The organism is Kitasatospora sp. NPDC048722, from assembly GCF_040650235.1.
Taxonomy (GTDB): domain Bacteria; phylum Actinomycetota; class Actinomycetes; order Streptomycetales; family Streptomycetaceae; genus Kitasatospora.
Genome location: NZ_JBEZGX010000023.1, coordinates 101,715 through 125,430, shown reverse-complemented (window position 1 = coordinate 125,430; position 23,716 = coordinate 101,715). Strand labels below are relative to the sequence as shown.

The following is a 23,716-nucleotide window of genomic DNA, read 5'->3' as shown; positions in this document are numbered from 1 at the left end:
CCAGAGCCTCCCCCCCCCGCGGGTCGCCTCGCCCCGGGCCCCGGCGCCCCGGCGGGCCCCCCCCGCGGGGGGGTGGGGCCCTCCGTCGTCTCCGTGCGCTCACGCGCCCTCAGAGCGCGTGCTTGCGCTGGAGCACGTTGTAGGCGATCCAGCCGGGCAGCACCGGCAGCCAGAAGGTGAGCGCCCGGTAGAGGAACACCGCCGGGGTGGCCACGGCGGGGGAGACGTCGGCGACGGTGAGTGCGCCGATCAGGGCGACCTCGACCGGGCCGATGCCGCCCGGGGTGGGGATCGCGGAGCCGGCCGCGTTGGCGGTCAGGAAGACGACGGCGACGGCCGAGAAGCTGACGCTGCCGCCGAAGGCCTGCACGGAGGCGTCCAGGCAGGCGGTGAACGAGAGCGTCAGCAGCAGGATCCCGCCGAAGCCGGTGACCAGCTTGCTGGGCGTCTGCATCAGGTCGAGCATGCGCGGCACGACGCCGAAGAACAGCGAGCGCAGCCGGCCCAGCACGAAGCGGCGCAGCGGCGCGACGGCGGCCACGACGAGGGCGAGCACGGCGGCGGTCAGCACGCCGATGATCACCGCGCGGGAGGCGGAGAGGTCGCCGTTGGTCTGGCTGCCGGTGATCAGACCGAAGCTGAACAGCAGCAGCAGGTGCCCGGCCAGGCCGGCCAGCTGGGAGGCGCCGACGGAGGCGACCGCCTGACCGGAACGGATGCCGGCCTTCTGCAGGTAGCGGGTGTTGAGCGCGATGCCGCCGATCGCCGCCGGGGCCACCAGCTTGACGAAGGAGCCGGCCAGCTGGGCGGCCACGGTGCGCCGGAACGGCAGCTTCTCGGGCACGAAGCCGGTCAGGCTCATCGCCGCGGCGACGTAGCTGAAGGCGGCCGCCACGAGGGCCGCCGCGGCCCAGGCCCAGTTCATCTGGGAGAGCTTGAGCTGGGCGGGCTTGATGGTGGTCAGCGCCAGGTACGCGGCGAAGGTGAGCGCGATCACCATGATCAGGCTCTTGGGCTTCAGCCGCTCCAGCTTGGCGGGTTCCATCGGGGCCTCGGGGGCGATCTGGAGGATCTGGCCGCGGATGCGGCTGAGCAGGTCCTCGCCGGCCGCCGCGATGTCCTCCTCGGCCTGCTGCTGGGTGCGCTCACCGGCCGCGACCTGCTCCAGGGCCTTGGCCCGGGCGGCGGTCTTGCGCTCCTTGGAGAGCCTGGCGAGGTCGATGCGGGTGGAGCGGGAGAGCCCGACGGGCTGGAGCAGCGGCAGCGCCTGGGCGACCCGCTCGGCGCCGAGCACGGCGTTGGCGGCGGCGACGGCGCGCTCCGGGCCGATCCGCAGCGCGAAGGTGGTGACCAGCTGGGCGACGTCGATGCGCAGGGTCAGGTCGGTGGCCGCGATGTCGCCGCCGGACAGGTTGACCAGGCAGGCCGTCTTGTCGTCGACGACCAGCAGTGACTCGCCGGTCAGGCGCCTGTGGGCGATCCGGCGCTCGTGCAGGGCGGCCACCGACTCCCACAGCGAGGCCATCACCCGGTCGCTGACCTCGTCGTCGGAGAGCTCGTCCAGGGTGCGGCCCTCGACGTTCTCGTAGACGAGGATCGCGGCGTCCGGGCCGAGCTCGGAGGTGGCGACCAGCTGCGGCGCGCGGGCGCCGGAGGCCGCCGCCGCGTACGCGATCAGGGCCTCCTGCTCCAGCGCCTGGCGCAGCGACTGGGGGCTGCGGCGCACGGCCACCGAGCGCAGCCGCAGCCGGCGCCAGGCGCGGTAGAAGAAACCGGAGGCCTGCTGCTCGCGGTCGATGATGTGGACGTCGAGCGGCGGGCCGTCCTGCTGCGCGACGTAGTAGCGGCGGGTGCCGCCGGGGGCGTCGGGGGCGCGGTGGGCGCTCTGCGGGGTGAAGCCGACCTTGCGCAGGCCGATCATCAGGTGCTGGCCGGTGGGGCGGATGTTGGGCGAGCCGATCGCGTACAGCGTGCCGTAGGCGACGGACCAGCCGATCAGGACGGTGAGCAGCAGCGACAGCGGGGTGGTGTAGCCGCCGAGCAGCTCGGTGATCCCGCTGAAGACCACCACCACCCACAGGGCGACCCGCCATCGTGGTCGGCTCGACATGCCGACGGCGGTCATGTAGGCGATCACCGGCGCCAGGTAGCCGTGCACGGGGTCGGTCAGGGCCCCGTTGCTGTCCATGGGGAGCCTGGTCAGGGCGTCCCGGATGTGTTCGGAGGCGCCCTCGGCGACCCACCAGTCGATGCCCAGTGAGACGCCGTAGGCGAGCACCGAGGCGAGGACGCCGTCGGCGACCCGCAGGCCGTCGCGTTTGATCAGCCGCTCGACCGCGAAGGCCAGCGGCACGGCCAGCACCGCGACGCTGGAGAGCAGGCCGGTGATCGTGGACAGCACCGCGGAGAAGCGCGGCGCGTTGGTCGCGATGTCCTGCTCGATGCCGGTGGTGGTCGAGGTCGCGACGCCGGCCAGGACGAACACGGCGACTATCCCGAGGACGCCGGCGAGGAAGCGCAGGAGGTCGGTCGGGCGGTGCGCGCGGGCGGCGAGCAGCGGTTCGTCGACGTCCAGGTGCGGGGTGTCGTCCAGCGGGTCGTGGAAGGACGCGAGCGCGTGTTCCGCGGTCGTGGCGTCGGGTGCGGGCTCCGGGGTGGGCGCGGGCACCGGCTCCGGGGCGGCCCCGGGAACGGCCGCGCCGGTGGGACGCGGGCCCGCCTCGGGCGCCTGGGCGGGCTCGGGCAGTGGCACGGTCGGGGTCGCGGCGGGGCCGGTCGGATGGGGGGTCTTGATCGTAGGGTCCTTGATCAGGGAGACTTCCGGCGCGGGCCCGGGAGCGGGCTCACCGCCGGGACCTGCGGGCATGCGGGCGGCGGACTCGTCGGAGTCCTCGTGCGCGCCCACGTCTGCCGTCCCGGTCATCTGGTCTTGTCCTCGTATCACCACTCACCGCCCCGGAAGATGGTGGCATGCCCCGACCCCCCGTGCTGGACAGGGGCCGGATCGGGCGCGGCGGATCGTATCCGCGGGGTTCCGCACGCGCCCCCATAAGGAAGGATGCCGCAGGTGACGGACGCTGACGACGACGGCTTCCCGGCGGACCTGCCGCCCTTCGCCGAACTGGTTCTCGACCTGACCGAGCGGATTCCACCCGGCCGGGTGATGACCTACGGGGACGTTGCCGAGTACCTCGGCCAGGGCGGTCCGCGCCAGGTCGGGCGGGTCATGGCGCTGTACGGCGGCTCGGTGCCCTGGTGGCGGGTGATCCGCGCCGACGGGCGCTTCCTGCCCGGCCACGAGCAGCGCGCCCTCGCCCACTACGGCGAGGAGGGAACCCCGCTGCGGGAACTCTCCGACCCGCCGCGCGTGGACCTCAAGCGCGCCCGCTGGGACGGCTCCGAGGCCCTTCCGGCCTCCCGGGAGACGGGTTGATCCCGGGACGCGGACGGGATTGACGGGGCAGGACCGTAGGCTCGATGCGGGCGGGCCCTCGCGGCCCGCCCCCGCCATGCCCCTGTTCGACCCCAGGAACCTCCGTGAGCGAGCGCAGCGAGCGAACCACCAGAACGTGCGCACGGGCGAACGCCCCTGCCGAGCGCAGCGGGGCGGGCGCGTGAGCACCCCCTACCGGCTCGTGCGCAGCCCGCTCGTCCAGCCCGTACCGCCCGTGCTGGACGAGTACCAGCGCGCCGTGGTCGAGCACCCCGGCGGGCCGCTGCTGGTGCTCGCCGGGCCGGGCACCGGCAAGACCACCACGCTCGTCGAGGCCGTCGCCCGGCGCGTCGAGCGCGGCACCGACCCCGAGCGGATCCTGGTCCTCACGTTCAGCCGCAAGGCCGCCATGGAGCTGCGCGACCGGATGTCCGGACGCCTCGGCACCTCCACCCCCGCCCCGCAGGCCACCACCTTCCACTCCTTCTGCTACGCCCTCCTGCGCGCCCACCAGGACCCGGCCGACTACGCCGAGCCGCTGCGCCTGCTGTCCGGCCCCGAGCAGGACGTCATGGTCCGCGAGCTGCTCGCCGGCGGCGCCGAGGACGCCCGCCTCGGCAGCTCCCGCATCCCCTGGCCGCTGGACCTGCGCGCCTGCCTGACCACCCGCGGCTTCGCCGACGAGGTCCGCGCCGTCCTCGCCCGCAGCCGCGAGCTCGGCCTCGGCGAGGCCGAGCTCGAACGCTTCGCCCAGGGCGTCCAGCGCCCCGACTGGGCCGCCGCCGCCCACTTCCTCGCCGACTACCTCGACGTCCTCGACCTGCGCGGCGTCCTCGACTACGCCGAGCTCGTCCACCGCGCCGTCCTGCTCGCCGAGCGCCCCGAGGTCGCCGAGGACCTGCGCGCCCGCTACGACGTCGTCTTCGTCGACGAGTACCAGGACACCGACCCCTCCCAGGTCCGCCTGCTGCGCCGGCTCGCCGGGGGCGGGCGCGACCTCGTCGCCGTCGGCGACCCCGACCAGTCGATCTACGCCTTCCGCGGCGCCGACATCAACGGCATCCTCGACTTCCCGCAGACCTTCCGCCGCGCCGACGGCGCCCCCGCCGACGTCCGGGTGCTGCGCGTCTCCCGCCGCTCCGGCGCCGTCCTGCTCGCCGCCTCCCGCGAACTCGCCCGCCGCATGCCGATGGGCCGCCTGCCCGCCGACAAGCTCGCCCAGCACCGCGCCCTGCTGCCCTCCCGCGAGGGCGGCCGGGTCGAGGTCTACACCTACCCGACCCCCGGCGCCGAGCTCGACTCCGTCGCCGACCTGCTGCGCCGCGCCCACCTGGAGGACGGCGTGCCGTGGGGCGAGATGGCCGTCCTCGTCCGGGCCGGCGCCCGCTCCATACCGGGCGTGCGACGCGCCCTCGGCGCGGCCGGCGTGCCCCTGGAGATCGACGGCGACGACCTGCCGCTGCGCGAGGAACCCGCCGTCGCCCAGCTGTTGCTCGCCCTGCGGGTCTGCGCCGAGCAGGCCGCCCGCGACCGGCACGGCGACCCGGACGCCGCCGATCCCCTCACCACCGACACCGCCCACGCCCTGCTCACCGGCCCCCTCGGCGGCCTCGACGGCTCCGACCTGCGCCGCCTCGGCCGCGCCCTGCGCGAGGAGGAACGCGCCGCCCTGCGCGCCGACGGCCGCCCCGCCGCGGCGCTGCGCCCGGCCGGCGAGCTGGTGCGCGAGGCCCTCGCCGAGCCCGAGCGGCTCGTCGCCCTCGACCCCCTCCACGCCGGCGGGGCCCCCGCCCGGCGCGCCCGCGACCTCGGCACGCTGCTGCGCAAGGTCCGCGAGGCGCTCGCCGGCGGCTGCACCGCCGAGGACGCCCTGTGGGCGCTGTGGGAGGGCAGCCGCCGCTGGCGCGAGCGCCTGGAGCGGGCCGCCCTGCGCGGCGGCGCCGCCGGCCGCAACGCCGACCGCGACCTCGACGCGCTGTGCGCCCTGTTCGAGACCGCCGCCCGCGCCGAGGAGCAGGTCACCGGTCACCGCAGCGCCCTCGACCTGCTCGCCGAGCTGGAGGCCCAGGACATCGCCGCCGACACCCTCACCGTGCGCGCCGTGCGCCCCGAGGCCGTCCGGCTCATGACCGCCCACCGCTCCAAGGGCCTGGAGTGGCGCCTGGTCGTCGTCGCCGGGGTCCAGGACGGCCTCTGGCCCGACCTGCGCCGCCGCGGCTCCCTCCTGGAGGCCGACCGGATCGGCCGCGACGGCCTCGCCGAACCGCTCTCCCCGGCCGCCCTGCTCGGCGAGGAGCGCCGCCTCTTCTACGTCGCCGCGACGCGCGCCAGGGAACGGCTGATCGTCACCGCCGTCAAGGCGCCCGCCGAGGACGGCGACGAGCCCTCCCGCTTCCTGCGCGAGCTCTACCGCGAGGACGTCGACCCCGCGACCGGCCGCGTCGTGCGCCGCACCCCGCCCGTCACCGTCGAGGACGTCACCCACCGCCCGCGCCGCCCGCTCGCCGTCCACGCGCTCGTCGCCGAGCTGCGGGCCGTCACCGTCGACCCGGCCCGCTCGCCCGAGCTGCGCCGGGCCGCCGCCGAACGCCTCGCCGTCCTCGCCGCCGCCGCCGACGAGGACGGGCTGCCGCTCGTGCCCGCCGCCCACCCCGAGCGCTGGTGGGGCCTGGACGACCCGACCGCCGCCCCCGAGCCGCTGCGCGGCCCCGACCTGCCGGTGCGGCTGTCCGGCAGCGGCCTGGAGCAGCTGGAGAACTGCTCGCTGCAGTGGTTCCTGGACAAGGAGGTCAAGGCCCAGGTCCGCGGCTCGGCCGCCCAGGGTTTCGGCAACGTCGTCCACGCCCTCGCCGACGAGGTCGGCTCCGGGCGCACCCCCGCCGACCTCGCCGTCCTCATGGAGCGCCTGGACACCGTCTGGGACGCGCTGGCCTTCGACGCGCCGTGGAAGTCCCGGCAGGAGAAGACCGAGGCCCGCGCCGCCCTGGAGCGCTTCCTCAACTGGCACGTCCTGGAACGCGGCCGCGACCTCGTCGCCACCGAGCACGGCTTCGACGTCACCCTCGACGTCGGCGGCGTCTCGGTGCGCATCCGCGGCTCGATGGACCGGGTCGAGAAGGACGCGGCCGGGCGCGCCTACGTCGTCGACTTCAAGACCGGCAAGCAGATCCCCACGGACCGGTCGCTGCCCGAGCACAAGCAGCTCGCCGTCTACCAGCTCGCCGTCCGGGCCGGGGCGCTGAACGAGCTGCCCGGCTTCGCGGGCGGCGCCCCGGAGGCCGGCGGCGCCGAGCTGGTCCACCTGCGCGAGCCCGCCGCCAGGGCCGCCCAGGACGCCCCCAAGGTGCAGCGCCAGGAGCCGCCCGAGGGCGAGCCCTGGATCGAGAACCTGCTCGCCGAGGCCGCCGGACGCGTCCTCGCCGAGCGCTTCGTGCCCCGCACCGGCGGCGGCTGCGACCGCTGCGCGTTCCGCCGCAGCTGCTCGGCCCAGCGCGACGGGGCCCAGCTCGTCGAATGAAAGGATGTCCGCCGCTCCGGTTAACGTTGCGGGGTGACCGCCGTGCTCAGCCATCCCGACCAGCTCAAGGAGCTGCTCGGGATCCCGTTCAACCGGGAGCAGATGGCGGCCATCGGCGCCCCCCTCGAACCCGCCGTGATCGTCGCCGGCGCCGGCTCCGGCAAGACCACCGTGATGGCCGCCCGGGTGGTGTGGCTGGTCGGCTCCGGCGCCGTGCGCCCCGACGAGGTCCTCGGCCTCACCTTCACCAACAAGGCCGCCGGCGAGCTCGCCGAACGCGTCCGCACCGCCCTCCTGCGGGCCGGGGTCACCGACCGGGACGACGCCGAGCCGCTCGGCGAACCCGAGATCTCCACCTACCACGCCTTCGCCGGGCGCCTCCTCAAGGAGCACGGCCTGCGCATCGGCGTCGAGCCCGACGTGCGGCTGCTCGCCGACGCCACCCGCTTCCAGCTCGCCGCCAAGGTGCTGCGCACCAGCCCCGGCCCGTTCCCCGCCCTCACCGGCACCTTCGCCAACCTCGTCGCCGACCTCATCGCCCTCGACGGCGAACTCGCCGAACACCTCGTCGAACCCGACACCCTGCGCGCCCACGACGAGGACCTGCTCGACGCCCTCGCCACGGCCAGGCTCACCAACGACGACCTGCGGGCCGTCCCCGCCACCGCCCGCGCCCGGCTCGAACTGCTGCGCCTGGTCGAGGACTACCGGCGCCGCAAGGCCGCCGCCGGGCTGATGGACTTCGGCGACCAGATAGCGGCCGCCGCCCGGCTCGCCCAGCGCCGTCCGGAGGTCGGCGAACTCCTGCGCGGCCAGTACCGGGTCGTGCTGCTCGACGAGTACCAGGACACCTCCGTCGCCCAGCGGCTCATGCTCGCCGGGCTGTTCGGCGCCGGGCCCGAGGGCCGTGGCGGCGGCCACCCCGTCACCGCCGTCGGCGACCCCTGCCAGGCGATCTACGGCTGGCGCGGCGCCTCCGTCGCCAACCTCGACGAGTTCCCCCGGCACTTCCCGAAGGCCGGCGGCCGGCCCGCCGCCCGCTACGCGCTCAGCGAGAACCGCCGCAGCGGCGGTCGCCTGCTCGCCTTCGCCAACGAACTCGCCGCGCCGCTGCGCGCCATGCACGAGGGCGTCGAGGCGCTGCGCCCGGCCCCCGGCGCCGAGCACGACGGCTTCGTCCGGGCCGCGCTGCTGCCCACCCACGCGCAGGAGGTCGACTGGCTCGCCGACTCCATCGCCCACCTCGTGCGCACCGGCACCGCGCCCGGCCGGATCGCCGTGCTGTGCCGTGGCGGCGCCGCCTTCCCGGACATCCACGCGGCGCTGGTGGCCCGCGACGTGCCGGTCGAGGTGGTCGGCCTCGGCGGGCTGCTCCAGCTGCCCGAGGTGGCCGACCTGGTCGCGGTCTGCGAGGTGCTCCAGGACCCGACCGCCAACGCGGCCCTGGTGCGGCTGCTGATCGGCCCGCGCTGGCGGATCGGCCCGCGCGACCTCGCCCTGCTCGGGCGCCGCGCCGCCGACCTCGTGCGCACCGGCCGGTCCGAGGGCGTGGAGGCGCTGGCCGCCGCCGTCGCCGAGACCGACCCGACCGAGGTGGTCTCGCTGGCCGACGCCCTGGAGACCTTCCTGGCCGCCCCGTACGGGGAGGAGGGGACGGCGCCCGACCAGGACCTCCCGTTCTCCGCCGAGGCCCGGGTGCGCTTCGCCCGCCTCGCCCAGGAGCTGCGCGACCTGCGCCGCTCGCTGTCCGAGCCGCTGATGGACGTCCTGCACCGCGTCCTCGCCGCCACCGGCCTGGAGGTCGAGCTCGCCGCCTCCCCGCAGGCGCTGGCCGCCCGCCGCCGCGAGACCCTGCACGCCTTCCTGGACGTCGCCGCCTCCTTCGCCGACCTCGACGGCGACCCGGGCCTCGCCGCCTTCCTCGGCTTCCTGCGCGCCGCCCAGGAGTACGAGCGCGGCCTGGACAGCAGCCTGCCCGGCGGCGAGGACACCGTGAAGGTCCTCACCGCCCACAAGTCCAAGGGCCTGGAGTGGGACGTCGTCGCCGTGCCCGGCCTGGTGAAGGGCGCGTTCCCCTCCGGCAGCCCGCGCGAGCGCTGGACCAGCACCAAGCGTGTGCTCCCGCACGCCCTGCGCGGTGACGCCGCCACCCTGCCCGACGTGCGCGGCGGATGGAACGCCAAGTCGGTGGCCGCGTTCAAGAAGGAGCTGGCCGAGCACTCCGGCGTCGAGGAACTGCGCCTCGGCTACGTCGCGTTCACCCGGCCGCGCTCCCTGCTGCTCGCCTCCGGCCACTGGTGGGGGCCCACCCAGAAGACCGTCCGCGGCCCGTCCGCGTTCCTCGAACAGCTGCGGGAGCACTGCGAGCGGCCCGGCGCGGGCGAGGTCGAGCACTGGGCCGAGCAGCCGGAGAAGGGCGCCGAGAACCCGGCCCTGGCCGCGCCCGTCGAGCAGCCCTGGCCGCTGCCGCTGGACCCGGCCGCCCAGCACGCCCGGCGCCGCGTCGCCGGCGTCGTGCGCGCCCGCCTCGCCGGAGCCCCCGCCCCCGAACCGGAGCCGATGGGCGCCGAGGACCGCCGCCAGGTCGAGTCCTGGGACCGCGATCTCACCGCGCTGCTGGGCGAGTTGGAACGATCCCGGCGCAGCGTCCGGGAGGTGCCGCTGCCCGCCGCCCTGTCCGCCACCCAGCTGCTGCGCCTGGCCTCCGACCCGGACGGCTTCGCGCACGACCTCGCCCGCCCGATGCCGCGCCCCCCGCAGCCCGCGGCCCGCCGGGGCACGCGCTTCCACGCGTGGGTGCAGTCCCGGATCGAACCGCTGCTCCTGGTCGAGCCCGGCGCGCTGCCCGGCGCGGACGACGACGGTGTCGAGGACGAGCAGGACCTGGAGCGCCTCAAGGAGGCGTTCCTGCGCACCCCGTACGCCGGCCGGCGCCCGTACCGGGTGGAGGCGCCGTTCCAGCTGGTGCTGGCGGGCCGGGTGGTGCGCGGCCGGATCGACGCGGTTTACCGGGAAAGTGACGAGACGTCGGGAGCCGGTGGTGCGTCACGCTACGAAGTGGTGGACTGGAAGACCCACCGGGAGGAGACCGCCGACCCGCTGCAGCTCGCGGTCTACCGCGTCGCGTGGGCCGAGTACGCGGGAGTCCCGCCGGAGCAGGTCACGGCGTCGTTCCTGTACGTCCGCAGCGGGCGCGTCGTCCGACCGTCAGGACTTCCCGACCGAAAAGAGTTGGAACGGCTCCTGATCGGGAACAGTGAAGAATGAGTCACGGAGAGCATCCAAGTCATCATGGCAACGGGCGAAACCTGTGCGTAGTGCACGTTTCGCGCCTATTGTGGGGTCGGTAACCGGTCAACCCCCGTACTCCGGCCGCCAGCGAGGCCCGCATTCCCTAACCCTCAGTCATCACCGCAGGTGCCTCCGGGCATCGGCGTCTTCTGCTGGAGAAACCGAAGTTGAGCGCGACCGGATGGATCAGAGAGCGGTTCACCGGGCCGACCCCGGGACCCGCTCCGGGCACGACCGGCACCTGGCCGAGGACGGCGCTCACGCTGCCCTACATCGGCATGGCGCTGATCGTCCTCCTCGACTACGTCAGCGGCACCGAGGTCACGGTCGAACCCGCCCTCACCGCCGTACCCGCGCTGGCCGCCGTGGTCAGCCGCCGCACCTGGTACCCGCTCGCCATCGGCCTGTGCACCGAGGCCGTGGCCTTCCTGATGGCCTTCCGCGGCGACGCGCTCGGCCAGTCCGTGCACGCCGCCAGCGTCGTCGCGATCGTCCTGGTCGCGGCGATCGGCTGGGTCAGCGCCACCCTGCGCCTGCGCCAGGAACGGGCGCTCGCCGACGCGCAGCTCGTCGCCTCGATCGCCCGCCGCGTGCTGCTGCGGCCCGTCCCCGAGCGGGTCGGCACCGTCCGCGCGGCCGTCCACTACGAGGCCGCCGCCGCCCACGCGCGGATCGGCGGCGACCTGTACGAGGTCGTCAACACCCGCCACGGCGTCCGGGCCGTGGTCGGCGACGTACGCGGCAAGGGCCTCGGCGCGGTCGAGACGGCCGCCGCCGTCCTCGGCGCCTTCCGCGAAGCCGCGCACCAGGAGCCCGCGCTGGACCGGGTGGCCGGCTGGCTCGCCGTCAGCCTCGACCGGGCCCTGCACGAGAACGACCACCCCGGCGTCGAGGAGGAGTTCGTCACCCTCGTGCTGATCGGCGTCGCCCCGGACGGCACCGCCCAGATCGTCAACTGCGGGCACCCCTCGCCGCTGCTGCTGCGCGGTGCCGAGGTCCGCCCGCTCGAACTCGCCGAGACCGTGCCGCCGCTGGGCGTCCTCGACCCGGCCGACGTCCGCCCGCCGGTGCACCGCACGGCCCTGCTGCCCGGGGACCGGGTGCTGCTGTTCACCGACGGCGTCATCGAGGCCCGGGACCGCTCCGGCGCCTTCTACCCGCTCGCCGAACGCCTCCCGCACTGCGCCGACGGCCGCCCGGCCGACGTCCTGCTGCGCCTGCACGAGGACGTCGTGCGCCACGTCGGGCGCCAGCTCGGCGACGACGCGGCCATGCTGCTCCTCCAGTACGACCCCCAGCCCGCCCAGATCGCCCACGTCCCGCACCAGAACGGGGCCCTCTCGCACCTCAACTGAGGCCGAGGGCTACAGCGCCACCTCGACCACCAGCGGCCGGTGGTCCGACACCCCGGTGCGCGGCGCCGCCGCCGGACCCACCGCGGTCCGCGGCACGCCGACCGCCAGCACGTGATCGAACTGCACCGCGGGCCGGTGCGACGGGTACGTCGGCGTGCGCGCCAGGTCGTACCAGCCCTGCAGCCGGGCCCGCGGCTCGCGCACCCGCCGCCGGCGCGGCCCGGCCAGCGCAGGCCGGGCCCGCCGCGCCTCGCGCAGCTCCCGCACGCGAGCGCGCGGCGCGGTGCGCTCCAGCGCCGTCGCCCCGCCGAGCACCGTGCGCGGCACCGCGCCCACCAGGTTGAAGTCGCCCAGCACCAGGTACGGCTGCGGCAGGTCCGCGATCCAGCGCCGGATGCCGGCCAGCTGCGCCATGTTCCACCCGGGCACGAAGGACAGGTGCGCTGCCACCACGGTGAACGGCCCGTGCTCGCCCTCCAGCACCGCCGCGAGGGCGGCCCGCGGCTCGTCCGGCACGGGGGTCAGGCCGCGTCGCCCGGCCACCCGCAGCGGCAGCCCGAACGGTGCCGGGGCGAAGCGCCGGGCCCGCCAGTGCCGCACCGGCAGCCGGGTCAGCAGCGCCGTCCCGTACGAGGGCACGGCGCCGTCGCCGACCTCGTCCGGCCCGTACACCTTCAGGCCGCTCGGCCCGGACGGCTCGGGCACCCAGCCGGCCACCGGCGCCGGGCGCCCGTGCAGCGCGGCGGCGAAGCGCCAGTCGGCGGCGCCCATCGCCTTGGCGGCTACGGCCGCCTGGTCGGTGCAACCCGAGCGCGACTGGTGGCGGTCCACCTCCTGAAGGGCCAGGACGTCCGCGTCCAGCGCGGCCACCGCCTGCGCCAGCGGGTCGCCCGCGTCGGCCGGGTAGGGCCGCGGGGCGCCGTCCGCGGCGAGCGGCTGACCGTGCAACAGGTTGAAGGTGGCGATGCGCAAGTGGCTCACACCGCACGACGGTACCCGCTCGCCGGTGCCGGTCGCGTCGCTTGAGCCGGGAGGGCATACCGGGTATACATACTGAGTATGTCCATCCGTCACGGTCTGCTCGCCCTGCTCGACCAGGGCCCGCGCTACGGCTACCAGCTGCGCGCCGACTTCGAGGCGCGCACCGGCGCCACCTGGCCGCTCAACGTCGGGCAGGTCTACACCACGCTCGCCCGCCTGGAGCGCGACGGCCTGGTCGAACCCGCGGGGGAGGACGACGAGGGCCACCAGTTCTACGCCGTCACCGAGGCCGGCCGGGCCGAACTGCGCGCCTGGTTCGACACCCCGGTGCCGCGCACCAACCCGCCGCGCGACGAACTCGCGATCAAGCTCGCGATGGCCGTCACCGTGCCCGGCGTCGACGTCTCCGCCGTCGTCCAGGGCCAGCGCCGGCACAGCATCAAGGCGCTCCAGGACTACACCCGGCTCAAGGGCCGGGCCCTGGCCGGCGAGGCCCGGCCCGGAGCCGGCGCCGCACCCGCATCGGCCGGCAGCGACCTCGCCTGGCTGCTCGTCCTCGAACAGCTGATCTTCCAGACCGAGGCCGAGATCCGCTGGCTCGACCACTGCGAGACCCGCCTGGCCCAGCAGGCCGAGCTCCAGCAGGCCCGGGCTGCCGAGGCCGCCGAGGCCGGCGGGGCCGCCGGGCAGGAGCCCGCCCGCGCGTTCCGGCCCGGCCGGCGCCGCGCCCGGTCCTAGCGCCGCGGGCCCGCCCCGGCGGCGCGCGGCCCGGGCCCTCGCCGGGGCCCACCGACGTCACCGATCCACGGCCCGGCCGCGACCGGGCCCATAACCAGCAAGAGGGGGGACCGTGTCCTACACAGACCCGACCAGCACCGGCGTCCGGCCCGTCCTGCACCTGGACGGCATCAGCCGGGTGCACGGCCAGGGCGCAGCAGAGGTACACGCCCTGCGTCAGATCGACCTGCGGGTCGACCCCGGCGAGTTCGTCGCCGTCATGGGCCCGTCCGGCTCCGGCAAGTCGACCCTGCTCACCCTCGCCGGCGGCCTCGACACCCCGACCAGCGGCCAGGTCCTCGTCGAGGGCGTCGCCCTCGGCGGCCTGAGCCGCAAGCGCCTCGCCGAGGTCCGCCGCCGCTCCGTCGGCTACGTCTTCCAGGACTACAACCTGATCCCGGCCCTGACCGCCGCCGAGAACATCTCCCTCCCGCGCGAACTGGACGGCCTCTCCGCCCGCGCCGCCCGCCGCGAGGCCCTCGCCGCCCTGGAGGAGCTCGGCATCCCCGAGCTCGCCGACCGCTTCCCCGATGACATGTCCGGCGGCCAGCAGCAGCGCGTCGCCATCGCCCGCGCCCTCATCGGCGACCGCCGCCTCGTCCTCGCCGACGAACCCACCGGCGCCCTCGACTCCACCACCGGCGAGGCCGTCCTCGCCGTCCTGCGCGCCCGCTGCGACGCCGGCGCCGCCGCCATGATGGTCACCCACGAGGCCCGCCACGCCGCCTGGGCCGACCGCGTCGTCTTCCTGCGCGACGGACGCATGGTCGACGAGAGCATCAGCCAGGACGCCGGCAGCCTGCTCGTCAGCGCCGCCACCAACGCCAAGCGACAGGGGGAGGAGTGAAGTTCAGCTCCTGGCGGGTCGCCCTGCGCATAGCCCGCCGCGACGCCCTGCGCGCCAAGGGCCGCAGCGCCCTCGTGGTCGCCATGGTCGCCCTGCCCGTCCTCGGCGTCACCGGCGCCGACGTCGTCTACCGCAGCGCCGAGCTCAGCCCCGCCGAACGCGCCACCCGCCTGATGGGCCAGTCCGACGCGGAACTGCGCTTCCTCGAAGGCGGCGTGACGATCAGGCAGGCCCCCGACCCCAGCGAAGGCAGCAGCTTCGAGCAGCCCGTCGCCACCAAGGCGGGCGCACCCGACCTCACGCCCGAACAACGGCGCAGCCGCGACACCGACCCCGCCGAACTGGCCGGCGCCCTCCTGCCCGTCGGCACCACCCTCGTCCCCGAGGGCATGGGCTCCTACACCGCGACCAGCAGCGCCCAGGGTCTCATCTCCGCCGACACGACCGAGGCCGACCTCACCGACCCCGTCTGGCGCGGCAAGATCAACCTCGTCGGGGGCCGCGCACCGAGCGCCCCCCGCGAGATCGCCGTGACCCGTACCTTCCTCGACCGCTCCGGCCTCAAGCTCGGCGCCACCACCACCGTCCGCGGCCTCGACGCCACCCCCTTCACCATCACCGGCGTCGTCGAGTACCCCGGCGAACTCAGCGCCACCACCCTCGTCGCCCGCCCCGGAGAGCTCGTCGAACCGCTCGCCAAACTCCCCGGCGCGACTCCGCGCACGGGCGGCAACTGGCTCGTCAAGATGCCCGCCGGCGCCGTGCTCGACTGGCCCAAGGTCATCGAACTCAACAAGTACGGCTTCACCGCCGCCTCCCGCGCCGTCCTCCTCGACCCACCGCCGCGCGCGGCCGTCCCCTTCTACGCCGACCAGAACAACGGCGCCGGACCCGCGCTCCTCGACCGCACCGCCATCGTCATCCTCGGCACCGTCGTCGGCATGGCCCTCCTGGAGATCGTGCTCCTCGCGGGCCCCGCCTTCGCCGTCGGGGCCAGGCGCTCCCGGCGGCAGCTCGGCCTGATCGCCGCCGGTGGCGGTGACCGCGCCCAGATCCGCGCCGTCGTCCTCGGCGGCGGCGTCGTCCTCGGCACCGCCGGCGCCGCCGCCGGCCTCGCCGTCGGCATCGGCCTCGTCGCCCTCCTGCGCACCCGTGCCGAGGACTACGCCGGCCACCGCTTCGGGCACTTCGCCCTCCAGCCGCTCGACCTCGCCGGGGTCCTGCTCATCGGCATCGTCACCGGCCTGCTCGCGGCCATCGTCCCGGCCGTCCAGGCCGCCCGCCAGGACGTCGTCTCCGCGCTCACCGGCCGCGACTCCCTCAAGCCGCCCAACCGCTGGCTCGCCCTCCTCGGCCTCGTCATGCTCGGCGGCGGCACCGCCCTCGCCCTGCTCGGCGCCGCCAGCGGCATCGCCAGCCGCACCGTCGCCGTCCTCGGCGGCTCGATGATCGCCGAACTCGGGATGGTCGCCCTGGTGCCCTACCTCGTCGGCCTCTTCGGTCGAACCGGCCGCTGGCTGCCGCTCGGCCCCCGCCTCGCCCTGCGCGACTCGGTGCGCCACCGCGGCCGCACCGCCCCCGCCGTCGCCGCCGTCATGGCCGCCGTCGCCGGCTCCGTCGCCGTGTCCATCTACGCCGCCAGCGCCGACGAACAGAACCGCCGCGGCTACGAGGCCTCCGCCCCCGCCGGCGCGGTCCTCCTCGGCACCGGCTGGGGCGCCGCCTCCGACGGCTCCCTCCTGCCCCGGATGCGCGACGCCGTCGAGTCCAGCGTCCCCGACCTCGGCCCGCGCGCCGACGTCAAGAAGCTCATCTACCCCGCCGGCTGCGGGGAGCACCAGGGCACCTGCGGATGGATCTCGCCCCTCCTGCCCAAGGACCTCCGCTGTCCCCTGGAGGACGACCACGGCAGCCTCTCCTCCGACGAGATCAAGCGGCTGCGCCACGACGACAAGCGCTGCCAGTTCAGCGCCGGCCGGCGCGGAACCGCCGTCTACGGCGGCATCGGCGCCGGGGACGCCACCATGCTGCGCAACCTGCACGGCATCACCGACCCGGCCGCCACCCAGGCCCTCGCCGACGGCAAGGCCGTCGTCCTCGACCCGCGCTACATCAAGGACGGCAAACTGATCCTCCAGACCAACGACCCGATGCCGCTGCCCGCCGCCGGCACCAAGTCCGCCCCCTACGTCCCGTCCGAGGAGGAGGACCGCAAGCGGCGGCACGAGACCACCATCGACGCCTACCTCGCCAACTCGCCCATCCAGACCGGCATCGCCGTCATCAGCCCCGACACCGCCCGCCGCCTCGGCCTCGGCGTCGTGGACGGGGGCTCCGTCTGGCTGCCGGCCACCGCGCCCAGCGACGGCGCCGAACAGAAGGCCGCCGGCGCCATCGGCAAACTCGCCGACCACACCGAGTTCTCGGTCGAACGCGGCTACCAGCCAAAGGGCGACCTCATCAGCCTCGGCCTGGCCGGCTTCGCCGCCCTCGTCGCCCTCGGCGCCGCCGGCATCGCCACCGGACTCGCCGCCGCCGACTCCCAGCGCGACCTCACCACCCTCGCCGCCGTCGGCGCCACACCCCGGATCCGGCGCACGCTCTCCGGCTTCCAGTGCGGCGTCATCGCCGCCATGGGCACCCTCCTCGGCATCGTCTGCGGAGCCGTCCCCGCCGTCGCCCTGCGCAAGGTCCTCGGCGCGGTCGAGCCCTACCCCGGCATCAGCCCCGAGGAGATGGCCAACCGGTCCCTGGTGGTCGTCCCGTGGGGCAACGTCGGCCTCCTCGTGATCGGCCTGCCGATCATCGCCGTCGGCCTCGCCACCCTGCTCACCCGCTCGCGGATCACCCTGCTGCGCCGCAGCGGCTGAGCCCGCGCCCGCCTGTCCGCCGCCCGCCCACGGCGACCGTCCGCCGGCCCCGCCCGCCACACCACGGCGGGCGGGGTGACGGAGGTTACAGTCCCCTTCGGGCCCGGCGGCCGGACGGCCGGGGCGGGCACCCGTACGGGCGAACTACAGTCGTCGGTATGACGAGAACCCCGGACAGCGCCGTCCGCTCCTACATCGACCAGCACCGGTCCGGCTTCCTGGCCGACCTGTCCGACTGGCTGCGCATCCCGTCGGTCTCCGCCGACCCGGCCCGCGCCGGGGACGTGCGGCGTTCCGCCGAGTGGCTGGCCGCCAAGCTGCGCGACACCGGCTTCCCGGTGGCGGAGGTCTGGGAGACGGACGGCCTGCCGGCGGTGTTCGCCGAGTGGCCCTCCGGTGACTCGTCCGCCCCGACCGTCCTGGTCTACGGGCACCACGACGTCCAGCCGGCCGCGAAGGAGGACGGCTGGGACACCGACCCGTTCGAGCCGACCGTCGTCGACGGGCGGATGTTCGCGCGCGGCGCGGCCGACGACAAGGGCCAGGTGTTCTTCCACACCCTGGGTGTGCGGGCCCACCTGGCCGCCACCGGGCGCACCGCGCCGGCCGTCAACCTCAAGCTGCTGATCGAGGGCGAGGAGGAGTCCGGCTCGCCGCACTTCCCGGCCCTGGTCCGGCGCGAGGCGGAGCGGTTGGCCGCCGACGTGGTGATCATCTCGGACACCGGCATGTGGTCGGAGAGCACGCCGACCGTCTGCACCGGCATGCGCGGCCTGGCCGACGCCCAGATCGACCTGTACGGGCCGGACACCGACATCCACTCCGGCTCCTTCGGCGGCGCCGTCCCCAACCCGGCGCAGGTCGCGGCCGAGCTGGCCGCCGCCCTGCACGACGACGACCGGCGGGTCGCCGTGCCCGGCTTCTACGACGGCGTGATCGAGCTGACCGAGCGCGAGCGCGCGCTGTTCGCCGAACTGCCCTTCGACGAGGAGCAGTGGCTGGCGGTCGCCAAGTCCTCCGGCACGCGCGGCGAGGCCGGCTACTCCACGCTGGAGCGGATCTGGGCCCGCCCGACCGCCGAGGTCAACGGCATCTGGGGCGGCTACACCGGCCCCGGCGGCAAGACCATCGTCCCGGCGTCGGCGCACCTCAAGCTCTCCTTCCGGCTGGTCGCCGGGCAGGAGGTGGAGAAGGTCCGCGAGGCCGTGCGCGCGTGGGTGGCCGAGCGGGTGCCCGCGGGCATCCGCCACGAGCTGGTCTTCCCCGGCGCCACCCGGCCCTGCCTGACGCCGCTGGACCACCCGGCGCTGCAGTCCACCGTCCGTGCGATGGGCCGGGCCTTCGAGCAGAAGGTCCTCTTCACCCGCGAGGGAGGCTCCGGCCCCGCCGCCGACCTCCAGGACGTGCTCGGCGCGCCGGTGCTGTTCCTCGGGATCTCGGTGCCCTCCGACGGCTGGCACTCGGTCAACGAGAAGGTCGAACTCGACCTGCTGCTCAAGGGCGTGGAGACCGCCGCCTACCTGTGGGGCGACCTGGCCGAGAACTTCCGGCCCGGCGCGTGAGCGGGCGCGGCGAGGCGGGAGCATGAGCGGGCCCGGGCCCACCGGGGCCGCCCCGGCAGTCAGATCACTCATCCGGATGATTCACCTGATGTACCACGTGGGGATGGAACGACGTGAGCACCGTGCCTGAGACCGAACGCCCCCTGTACCTGGCACTGGCCCGGGCCGGCGTGGACCGGGCGGCCGAGCACCGGTTCGACGAGCCCTGGCTCGCCGCGGCCTGGAGCCACCCGAACACCCGGGTGCTGCCGATCGCGGGCGGCGAGGCCTTCGTCGTCGACACCGCCGGGGGCACCGAGCTGGTCCTGCTGCCCTCCTTCGAGGCGCCGCAGACCGGGGACCGGTACTTCCTCGGCACCGACGAGGACGGCGTCTCCTACTTCGCGCTGGCCGGCGAGAGCCTGCCCGGGCGGCTGGACGGCGACGCCCGCCCGGCCGGGCTGCGCGAGGTCGGCGCACTGCTCTCCGACCGCGACGCGGGGCTGCTCGTGCACGCCGTCGCCCTGGAGCACTGGCACCGCCTGCACAGCTTCTGCTCGCGCTGCGGCCACCCGACCGAGAAGGCCGGCGCCGGGCACGTGCGGCGCTGCACCTCCTGCGCGGCCGAGCACTACCCGCGCACCGACCCGGCGGTGATCATGGTGATCACCGACGAGCAGGACCGCTGCCTGCTCGGCCGCCAGGCGCTGTGGCCCGAGGGCCGCTGGTCCACCCTGGCCGGTTTCGTCGAGCCGGGGGAGTCGATCGAGCAGGCCGTCGCCCGCGAGGTCCACGAGGAGGCCGGCGTGCGGGTCGGCGAGGTGCAGTACGTCGCCAGCCAGCCCTGGCCGTTCCCGTCCAGCCTGATGCTCGGCTTCACCGGCAAGGCCCTGCCCGGCGGCACCGAGATCACGGTGGACGGCGAGGAGCTCGCCGAGGCGCGCTGGTTCTCGCGCGAGGAGCTGCGGGCCGGCATGGAGGCGGGGGAGATCCTGCCGCCCTCGGGGATCTCGATCGCGCGTCACCTCGTCGAACTCTGGTACGGCGAACCGCTGCCGTCCGCGGCGCGCTGGTAATCTGCTCCCGGGCGCTCCCGGAAAGCGCTGGAAAGCTCCGGAAAAGGGGGCGCGTGGCACGTAACACGCGCCCCCTTTTCCGATTTCGATCCGTTCCGGAAGCCGCGCCCTCCAGATGTTCGTGACCGGACGGGCCTTGCCCGCCCAGGCCGTACGCCACCCGGCGTGCGTCGACGACCCGCGCGGACGACATTGCCGGAAACGGCTGAAACCGCGTCACCGCGCTCGCTACATTCACTCGGGTGACAATTCCCCGGGGCACCGCCCAATCCCCCAAATACCAGCGTCTCGCCGCCGACCTGCGCCGCCGCATCGCCGAGGGCGAGTTCACCGCCGACGCCGCCCTCCCGGTCGAGAGCGAACTGGAACGCCAGTACGGAGTCGCCCGCAACACCGTCCGCCTCGCCGTCGACGTCCTCGTCAACGAAGGCCGGCTCGTCCGCCTCCAGGGCAAGGGCACCTACCTGCGCGAACACCCCGTCCTCGACCACCGCGCCTACGGCCCCGCACTGCCCAGCGCCCCGCGCGACTGCCTCGCCGTCCCCAGCGCCGTCTACCTCGGCGAGGCCGCCGACGCCGGCCGCGAACTCGGCACCGACTTCGAGATGATGATCGTCCGCGCCCGCGTCGACATCGCCGAACGCCTCGGACTGCGCCCCGGCGAGGCCATCGTCGTGCGCCGCCAGCTGCGCACGCTGGACCGCGAGCCGTACTCGATCGAGGAGAGCCACTACCGGGCCGGGCTCGCCGCGGGCACCCCGCTGATGGAGCCCGACGCCGTCGAGGGCGGGGACGAGGCCGTCCTCGCGGCCCTCGGCCGCACCGAGATCGGCGCCGTCGACCACCTCGTGGCCCGGATGCCGGGACCAGAGGAGGCCCAGTGGTTCCAGGGCGGCCCCGGCGTGCCGCTCATGGTGCAGACCCGCGTCACCTACGACCGGCGCGGGCCGGTGCGGGTCATCGAGACCCGCTACTCGGCCGACCGCTGCCGGCTCGTCTACGGCGTCGGCGACCTCGGTGCGCGCACCACGCTGCCCGCGCCCGCGGCGCCCGTCGACCAGGCCCCGGCCGACGCGCCCTGAGACGCGTGCCGGGGCCGGGCCGACGGGCCGGGATCAGGCCGCGAGGGCCTTCTTGACCTGCAGCAGGCTCGGGTTGGTCATGACCACCCGCTCGCCGCCGCCCGCCGGCGTCACCAGCACCGTCGGGACCGTCTGGTTGCCGTTGTTCACCGACTCGACGAAGGACGCCGACGCCGGGTCCTCCTCGATGTTGATCTCGGTGTAGCCGATGCCTTCACGGTCCAGCTGGCTCTTGAGTCGATTGCAGTACCCACACCAGGTCGTGCTGTACATCGTCACGGTGCCGGACATCGGGGGGACTCCTTAGGGGAGGGGGCGGACGGTCTCTGGTTCTCCGGACGCAACGTCCGACGCCCGGCGGGCATTCCGGCCGCCGCGGCCCGGAGGGACCGCCGCGTCGCGGAGGGGCTGCTGCGGCCCGGAGAGGCTGCTGCGGCCCGGAGAGGCTGCTGCGGCCCGGAGAGGCAGAGCGATCATCCTGCGATCACACCGGGCCTGTGGACAACCCGGCCCCGGTTGTCCCACCGGGCTGAGAGGATGGAACGCATGCAGGAAGACCTCTTGAGCGGCGGCCCCGGCGACCTCTGGACCGACCCCGCGGCCGCGGCCCGCGACGCCGGCCCCGACGCCGTGCTCGCCGGCCTCGACCCCGAACAGCGCGCCGTCGCCACCGCCCTGCACGGGCCCGTCTGCGTCCTCGCCGGCGCCGGCACGGGCAAGACCCGCGCCATCACCCACCGCATCGCCTACGGCGTGCGCAGCGGCGTCTACCAGCCCCAGCAGGTCCTCGCCGTCACCTTCACCGCCCGCGCCGCCGGCGAGATGCGCGGCCGCCTGCGCCAGCTCGGAGCCGACGGCGTCCAGGCCCGCACCTTCCACGCAGCCGCCCTGCGCCAGCTCCAGTACTTCTGGCCCCGCGCCGTCGGCGGGCCCGTCCCGCAGCTGCTCGAACGCAAGATCCAGCTCGTCGCCGAATCCGCCGGCCGGTGCGGCCTGCGCGTCCAGCGCACCGAACTGCGCGACCTCACCGCCGAGATCGAATGGGCCAAGGTCACCCAGATCGGCCCCGACGACTACCCCGCCGCCGTCCAGAAGTCCGGCCGCGACGCCCCCCGCGACCCCGCCGAGACCGCCCAGGTCTACCGCGTCTACGAGGAGGCCAAGAGCCGCCGCGGCGTCATCGACTTCGAGGACGTCCTCCTGCTCACCGCCGCCATCCTGGAGGACCGCCCCGACATCGCCGACCAGGTCCGCGCCCAGTACCGGCACTTCACCGTCGACGAGTACCAGGACGTCTCCCCGCTCCAGCAGCGCCTCCTCGACCAGTGGACCGGCCCCGGCGGCGGCGCCAGCCTCTGCGTCGTCGGCGACGCCAGCCAGACCATCTACTCCTTCACCGGCGCCACCCCCGACTACCTGCTCAACTTCCGCAGCCGCCACCCCGAGGCCACCGTCGTCAAGCTCGTGCGCGACTACCGCTCCACCCCCCAGGTCGTCCACCTCGCCAACGGACTCCTCGCCCAGGCCCGCGGCGAGGCCGCCCGCCACCGCCTCGAACTCGTCTCCCAGCGCGAGGCCGGCCCCGAACCCGGCTACACCGAGTACGAGGACGAGCCCACCGAGGCCGAGACCACCGCCCGCCGCATCAAGGACCTCCTCGCCACCGGCGTCCGCGCCAGCGAGGTCGCCGTCCTGTTCCGCACCAACGGCCAGTCCGAGGTCTACGAACAGGCCCTCGCCGACCTCGGCGTCCCCTACCAGCTCAAGGGCGCCGAGCGGTTCTTCGAACGCCCCGAGGTCCGCGACGCCGGCGTCCTGCTGCGCGGTGCCGCCCGTGCCGCCGCCGACCCCCTCACCGACGGCGCCGACCTCGCCGGCCAGGTCCGCGCCGTCCTCGCCAGCCGCGGCTTCACCCCCGAACCCCCGGCCGGCTCCGGCGCCGTCCGCGACCGCTGGGAGTCCCTCGCCGCCCTCGTCCGGCTCGCCGGGGAGTTCGAACGCACCCGCACCGCCGAAGGCCTGGGCGCGGACCTCGCCGCCTACGTCGCCGAACTCGACGCCCGCGCCGCCGCCCAGCACGCCCCCGCCGTCGAAGGCGTCACCCTCGCCTCCCTGCACGCCGCCAAGGGCCTCGAATGGGACGCCGTCTACCTCGTCGGCCTCACCGAGGGCACCCTGCCGATCATCTACGCCAAGACCGACGAACAGGTCGAGGAGGAGCGCCGCCTCCTCTACGTCGGCGTCACCCGTGCCCGCAAGCACCTCTCCCTCTCCTGGGCCCTCTCCCGCTCCCCGGGCGGCCGCGCCAGCCGCAAGCCCACCCGCTTCCTCGACGGGCTGCGCCCCGGCTCCGCCGCCCCCGGCACCCGCACCGGCGCGAGGGGCGGGCGCGGGGGCGTGGAGTTCGGTGAGCGCGCCGCCGGGCGGAAGGTCCGCGGACCGGTCAAGTGCCGCGTCTGCGAGCGCGTCCTGACCGACGCCGTCGAACGCAAGCTCCGCCGCTGCGAGAACTGCCCGTCCACCATGGACGAGGCGCTGTACGAGCGGCTGCGCGAGTGGCGCGCCGGGCAGGCCAGGAAGCAGGGCGCCCCCGCCTACGTCGTGTTCACCGACGCGACGCTCATGGCGATCGCCGAGGACGTGCCCGCGAGCCGCCAGGAACTGGCCCAGATCTCCGGGGTCGGCGCCATGAAGCTGGACAAGTACGGGGCCGCCGTGCTCTCGTTGTGTGCGGGGGAGGAGCCCGAGGAGGAACCGGACGACGTCGTGGACGACGGTCCGGTCGAACCGGCGTGAGCCGGTCCGGGCGTGGTCACGGGGACTGCTCAGGGGACTCCCGCAGGGCATCGGAACGCGCCGTCCGGCGCGACGCGAAAACCGCCGTGAAAAATAGTTTGCGCGGCGTACCGGGAGCGCAATAGCCTGCCGGAGCGGTCAAGGGGACGC

General features: G+C 75.2%; 14 protein-coding genes. 11 read left to right on the top strand and 3 right to left on the bottom strand.

What is annotated here, in order from left to right:
* Positions 1-109 precede the first annotated feature (109 nt).
* The gene (locus AB0C76_RS19090; protein WP_359966299.1) at positions 110-2,923 is read right to left on the bottom strand and encodes a flippase-like domain-containing protein; all 2,814 of its coding nucleotides are present in this window, start codon (positions 2,921-2,923) and stop codon (positions 110-112) included.
* 144 nt (positions 2,924-3,067) lie between these two features.
* Between AB0C76_RS19090 and AB0C76_RS19085 the strand changes: the two genes are divergently transcribed.
* From AB0C76_RS19085 to AB0C76_RS19070, 4 genes are all read left to right on the top strand, one after another.
* Positions 3,068-3,433 carry an MGMT family protein gene (locus tag AB0C76_RS19085; RefSeq protein ID WP_359966297.1) on the top strand — a complete coding sequence of 122 codons (366 nt, stop codon included), beginning with the start codon at positions 3,068-3,070 and terminating at the stop codon, positions 3,431-3,433.
* Between the two features lie 181 nt (positions 3,434-3,614).
* Positions 3,615-6,950 (top strand): ATP-dependent DNA helicase, encoded by a 3,336-nt coding sequence (locus AB0C76_RS19080; RefSeq protein WP_359966295.1) that lies wholly within the window; start codon positions 3,615-3,617, stop codon positions 6,948-6,950.
* Between the two features lie 33 nt (positions 6,951-6,983).
* Positions 6,984-10,217: an ATP-dependent DNA helicase gene (locus AB0C76_RS19075; protein ID WP_359966292.1), complete on the top strand. Its 3,234-nt coding sequence runs from the start codon at positions 6,984-6,986 to the stop codon at positions 10,215-10,217.
* A gap of 191 nt (positions 10,218-10,408) precedes the next feature.
* Complete coding sequence (locus AB0C76_RS19070; protein WP_359966289.1) at positions 10,409-11,596, top strand: PP2C family protein-serine/threonine phosphatase; 1,188 nt, start codon at positions 10,409-10,411, stop codon at positions 11,594-11,596.
* 9 nt (positions 11,597-11,605) lie between these two features.
* Here the strand turns inward: AB0C76_RS19070 and AB0C76_RS19065 are convergent, their stop codons facing one another.
* Positions 11,606-12,577 carry an endonuclease/exonuclease/phosphatase family protein gene (locus AB0C76_RS19065; RefSeq protein WP_359966286.1) on the bottom strand — a complete coding sequence of 324 codons (972 nt, stop codon included), beginning with the start codon at positions 12,575-12,577 and terminating at the stop codon, positions 11,606-11,608.
* Between the two features lie 78 nt (positions 12,578-12,655).
* Between AB0C76_RS19065 and AB0C76_RS19060 the strand changes: the two genes are divergently transcribed.
* From AB0C76_RS19060 to AB0C76_RS19035, 6 genes are all read left to right on the top strand, one after another.
* Positions 12,656-13,315 carry a PadR family transcriptional regulator gene (locus AB0C76_RS19060; RefSeq protein WP_359966284.1) on the top strand — a complete coding sequence of 220 codons (660 nt, stop codon included), beginning with the start codon at positions 12,656-12,658 and terminating at the stop codon, positions 13,313-13,315.
* Between the two features lie 112 nt (positions 13,316-13,427).
* Complete coding sequence (locus AB0C76_RS19055; RefSeq protein ID WP_359966282.1) at positions 13,428-14,201, top strand: ABC transporter ATP-binding protein; 774 nt, start codon at positions 13,428-13,430, stop codon at positions 14,199-14,201.
* Complete coding sequence (locus AB0C76_RS19050; protein WP_359966279.1) at positions 14,198-17,071, top strand: FtsX-like permease family protein; 2,874 nt, start codon at positions 14,198-14,200, stop codon at positions 17,069-17,071. Before AB0C76_RS19055 ends, AB0C76_RS19050 begins: the two co-directional genes overlap by 4 nt.
* Before the next feature lie 158 nt (positions 17,072-17,229).
* Positions 17,230-18,633, top strand: a complete 1,404-nt coding sequence (locus AB0C76_RS19045) for a dipeptidase (protein ID WP_359966276.1) — start codon at positions 17,230-17,232, stop codon at positions 18,631-18,633.
* Positions 18,634-18,746: 113 nt separating this feature from the next.
* Positions 18,747-19,688: an NAD(+) diphosphatase gene (gene nudC, locus AB0C76_RS19040; protein WP_359966274.1), complete on the top strand. Its 942-nt coding sequence runs from the start codon at positions 18,747-18,749 to the stop codon at positions 19,686-19,688.
* 242 nt (positions 19,689-19,930) lie between these two features.
* Complete coding sequence (locus tag AB0C76_RS19035; RefSeq protein WP_359966271.1) at positions 19,931-20,770, top strand: GntR family transcriptional regulator; 840 nt, start codon at positions 19,931-19,933, stop codon at positions 20,768-20,770.
* Positions 20,771-20,803: 33 nt separating this feature from the next.
* Here AB0C76_RS19035 and AB0C76_RS19030 read toward each other — a convergent pair whose 3' ends face one another.
* A complete protein-coding gene (locus AB0C76_RS19030; protein ID WP_329928084.1) occupies positions 20,804-21,061 on the bottom strand; it encodes a mycoredoxin in 258 nt (85 codons plus the stop codon).
* 339 nt (positions 21,062-21,400) lie between these two features.
* Here AB0C76_RS19030 and AB0C76_RS19025 point away from each other — a divergent pair, with 339 nt between their 5' ends.
* The gene (locus AB0C76_RS19025; protein ID WP_359966316.1) at positions 21,401-23,566 is read left to right on the top strand and encodes an ATP-dependent DNA helicase UvrD2; all 2,166 of its coding nucleotides are present in this window, start codon (positions 21,401-21,403) and stop codon (positions 23,564-23,566) included.
* The last annotated feature ends 150 nt before the right edge of the window (positions 23,567-23,716 follow it).

What these genes read in the sequence shown, in the direction of transcription:
- AB0C76_RS19090 (WP_359966299.1), bottom strand. Translation starts at nt 2,923, where the DNA reads ATGACCGGGACGGCAGACGTGGGCGCGCACGAGGACTCCGACGAGTCC.
- AB0C76_RS19060 (WP_359966284.1), top strand. Translation starts at nt 12,656, where the DNA reads ATGTCCATCCGTCACGGTCTGCTCGCCCTGCTCGACCAGGGCCCGCGC.
- AB0C76_RS19045 (WP_359966276.1), top strand. Translation starts at nt 17,230, where the DNA reads ATGACGAGAACCCCGGACAGCGCCGTCCGCTCCTACATCGACCAGCAC.
- AB0C76_RS19030 (WP_329928084.1), bottom strand. Translation starts at nt 21,061, where the DNA reads ATGTCCGGCACCGTGACGATGTACAGCACGACCTGGTGTGGGTACTGC.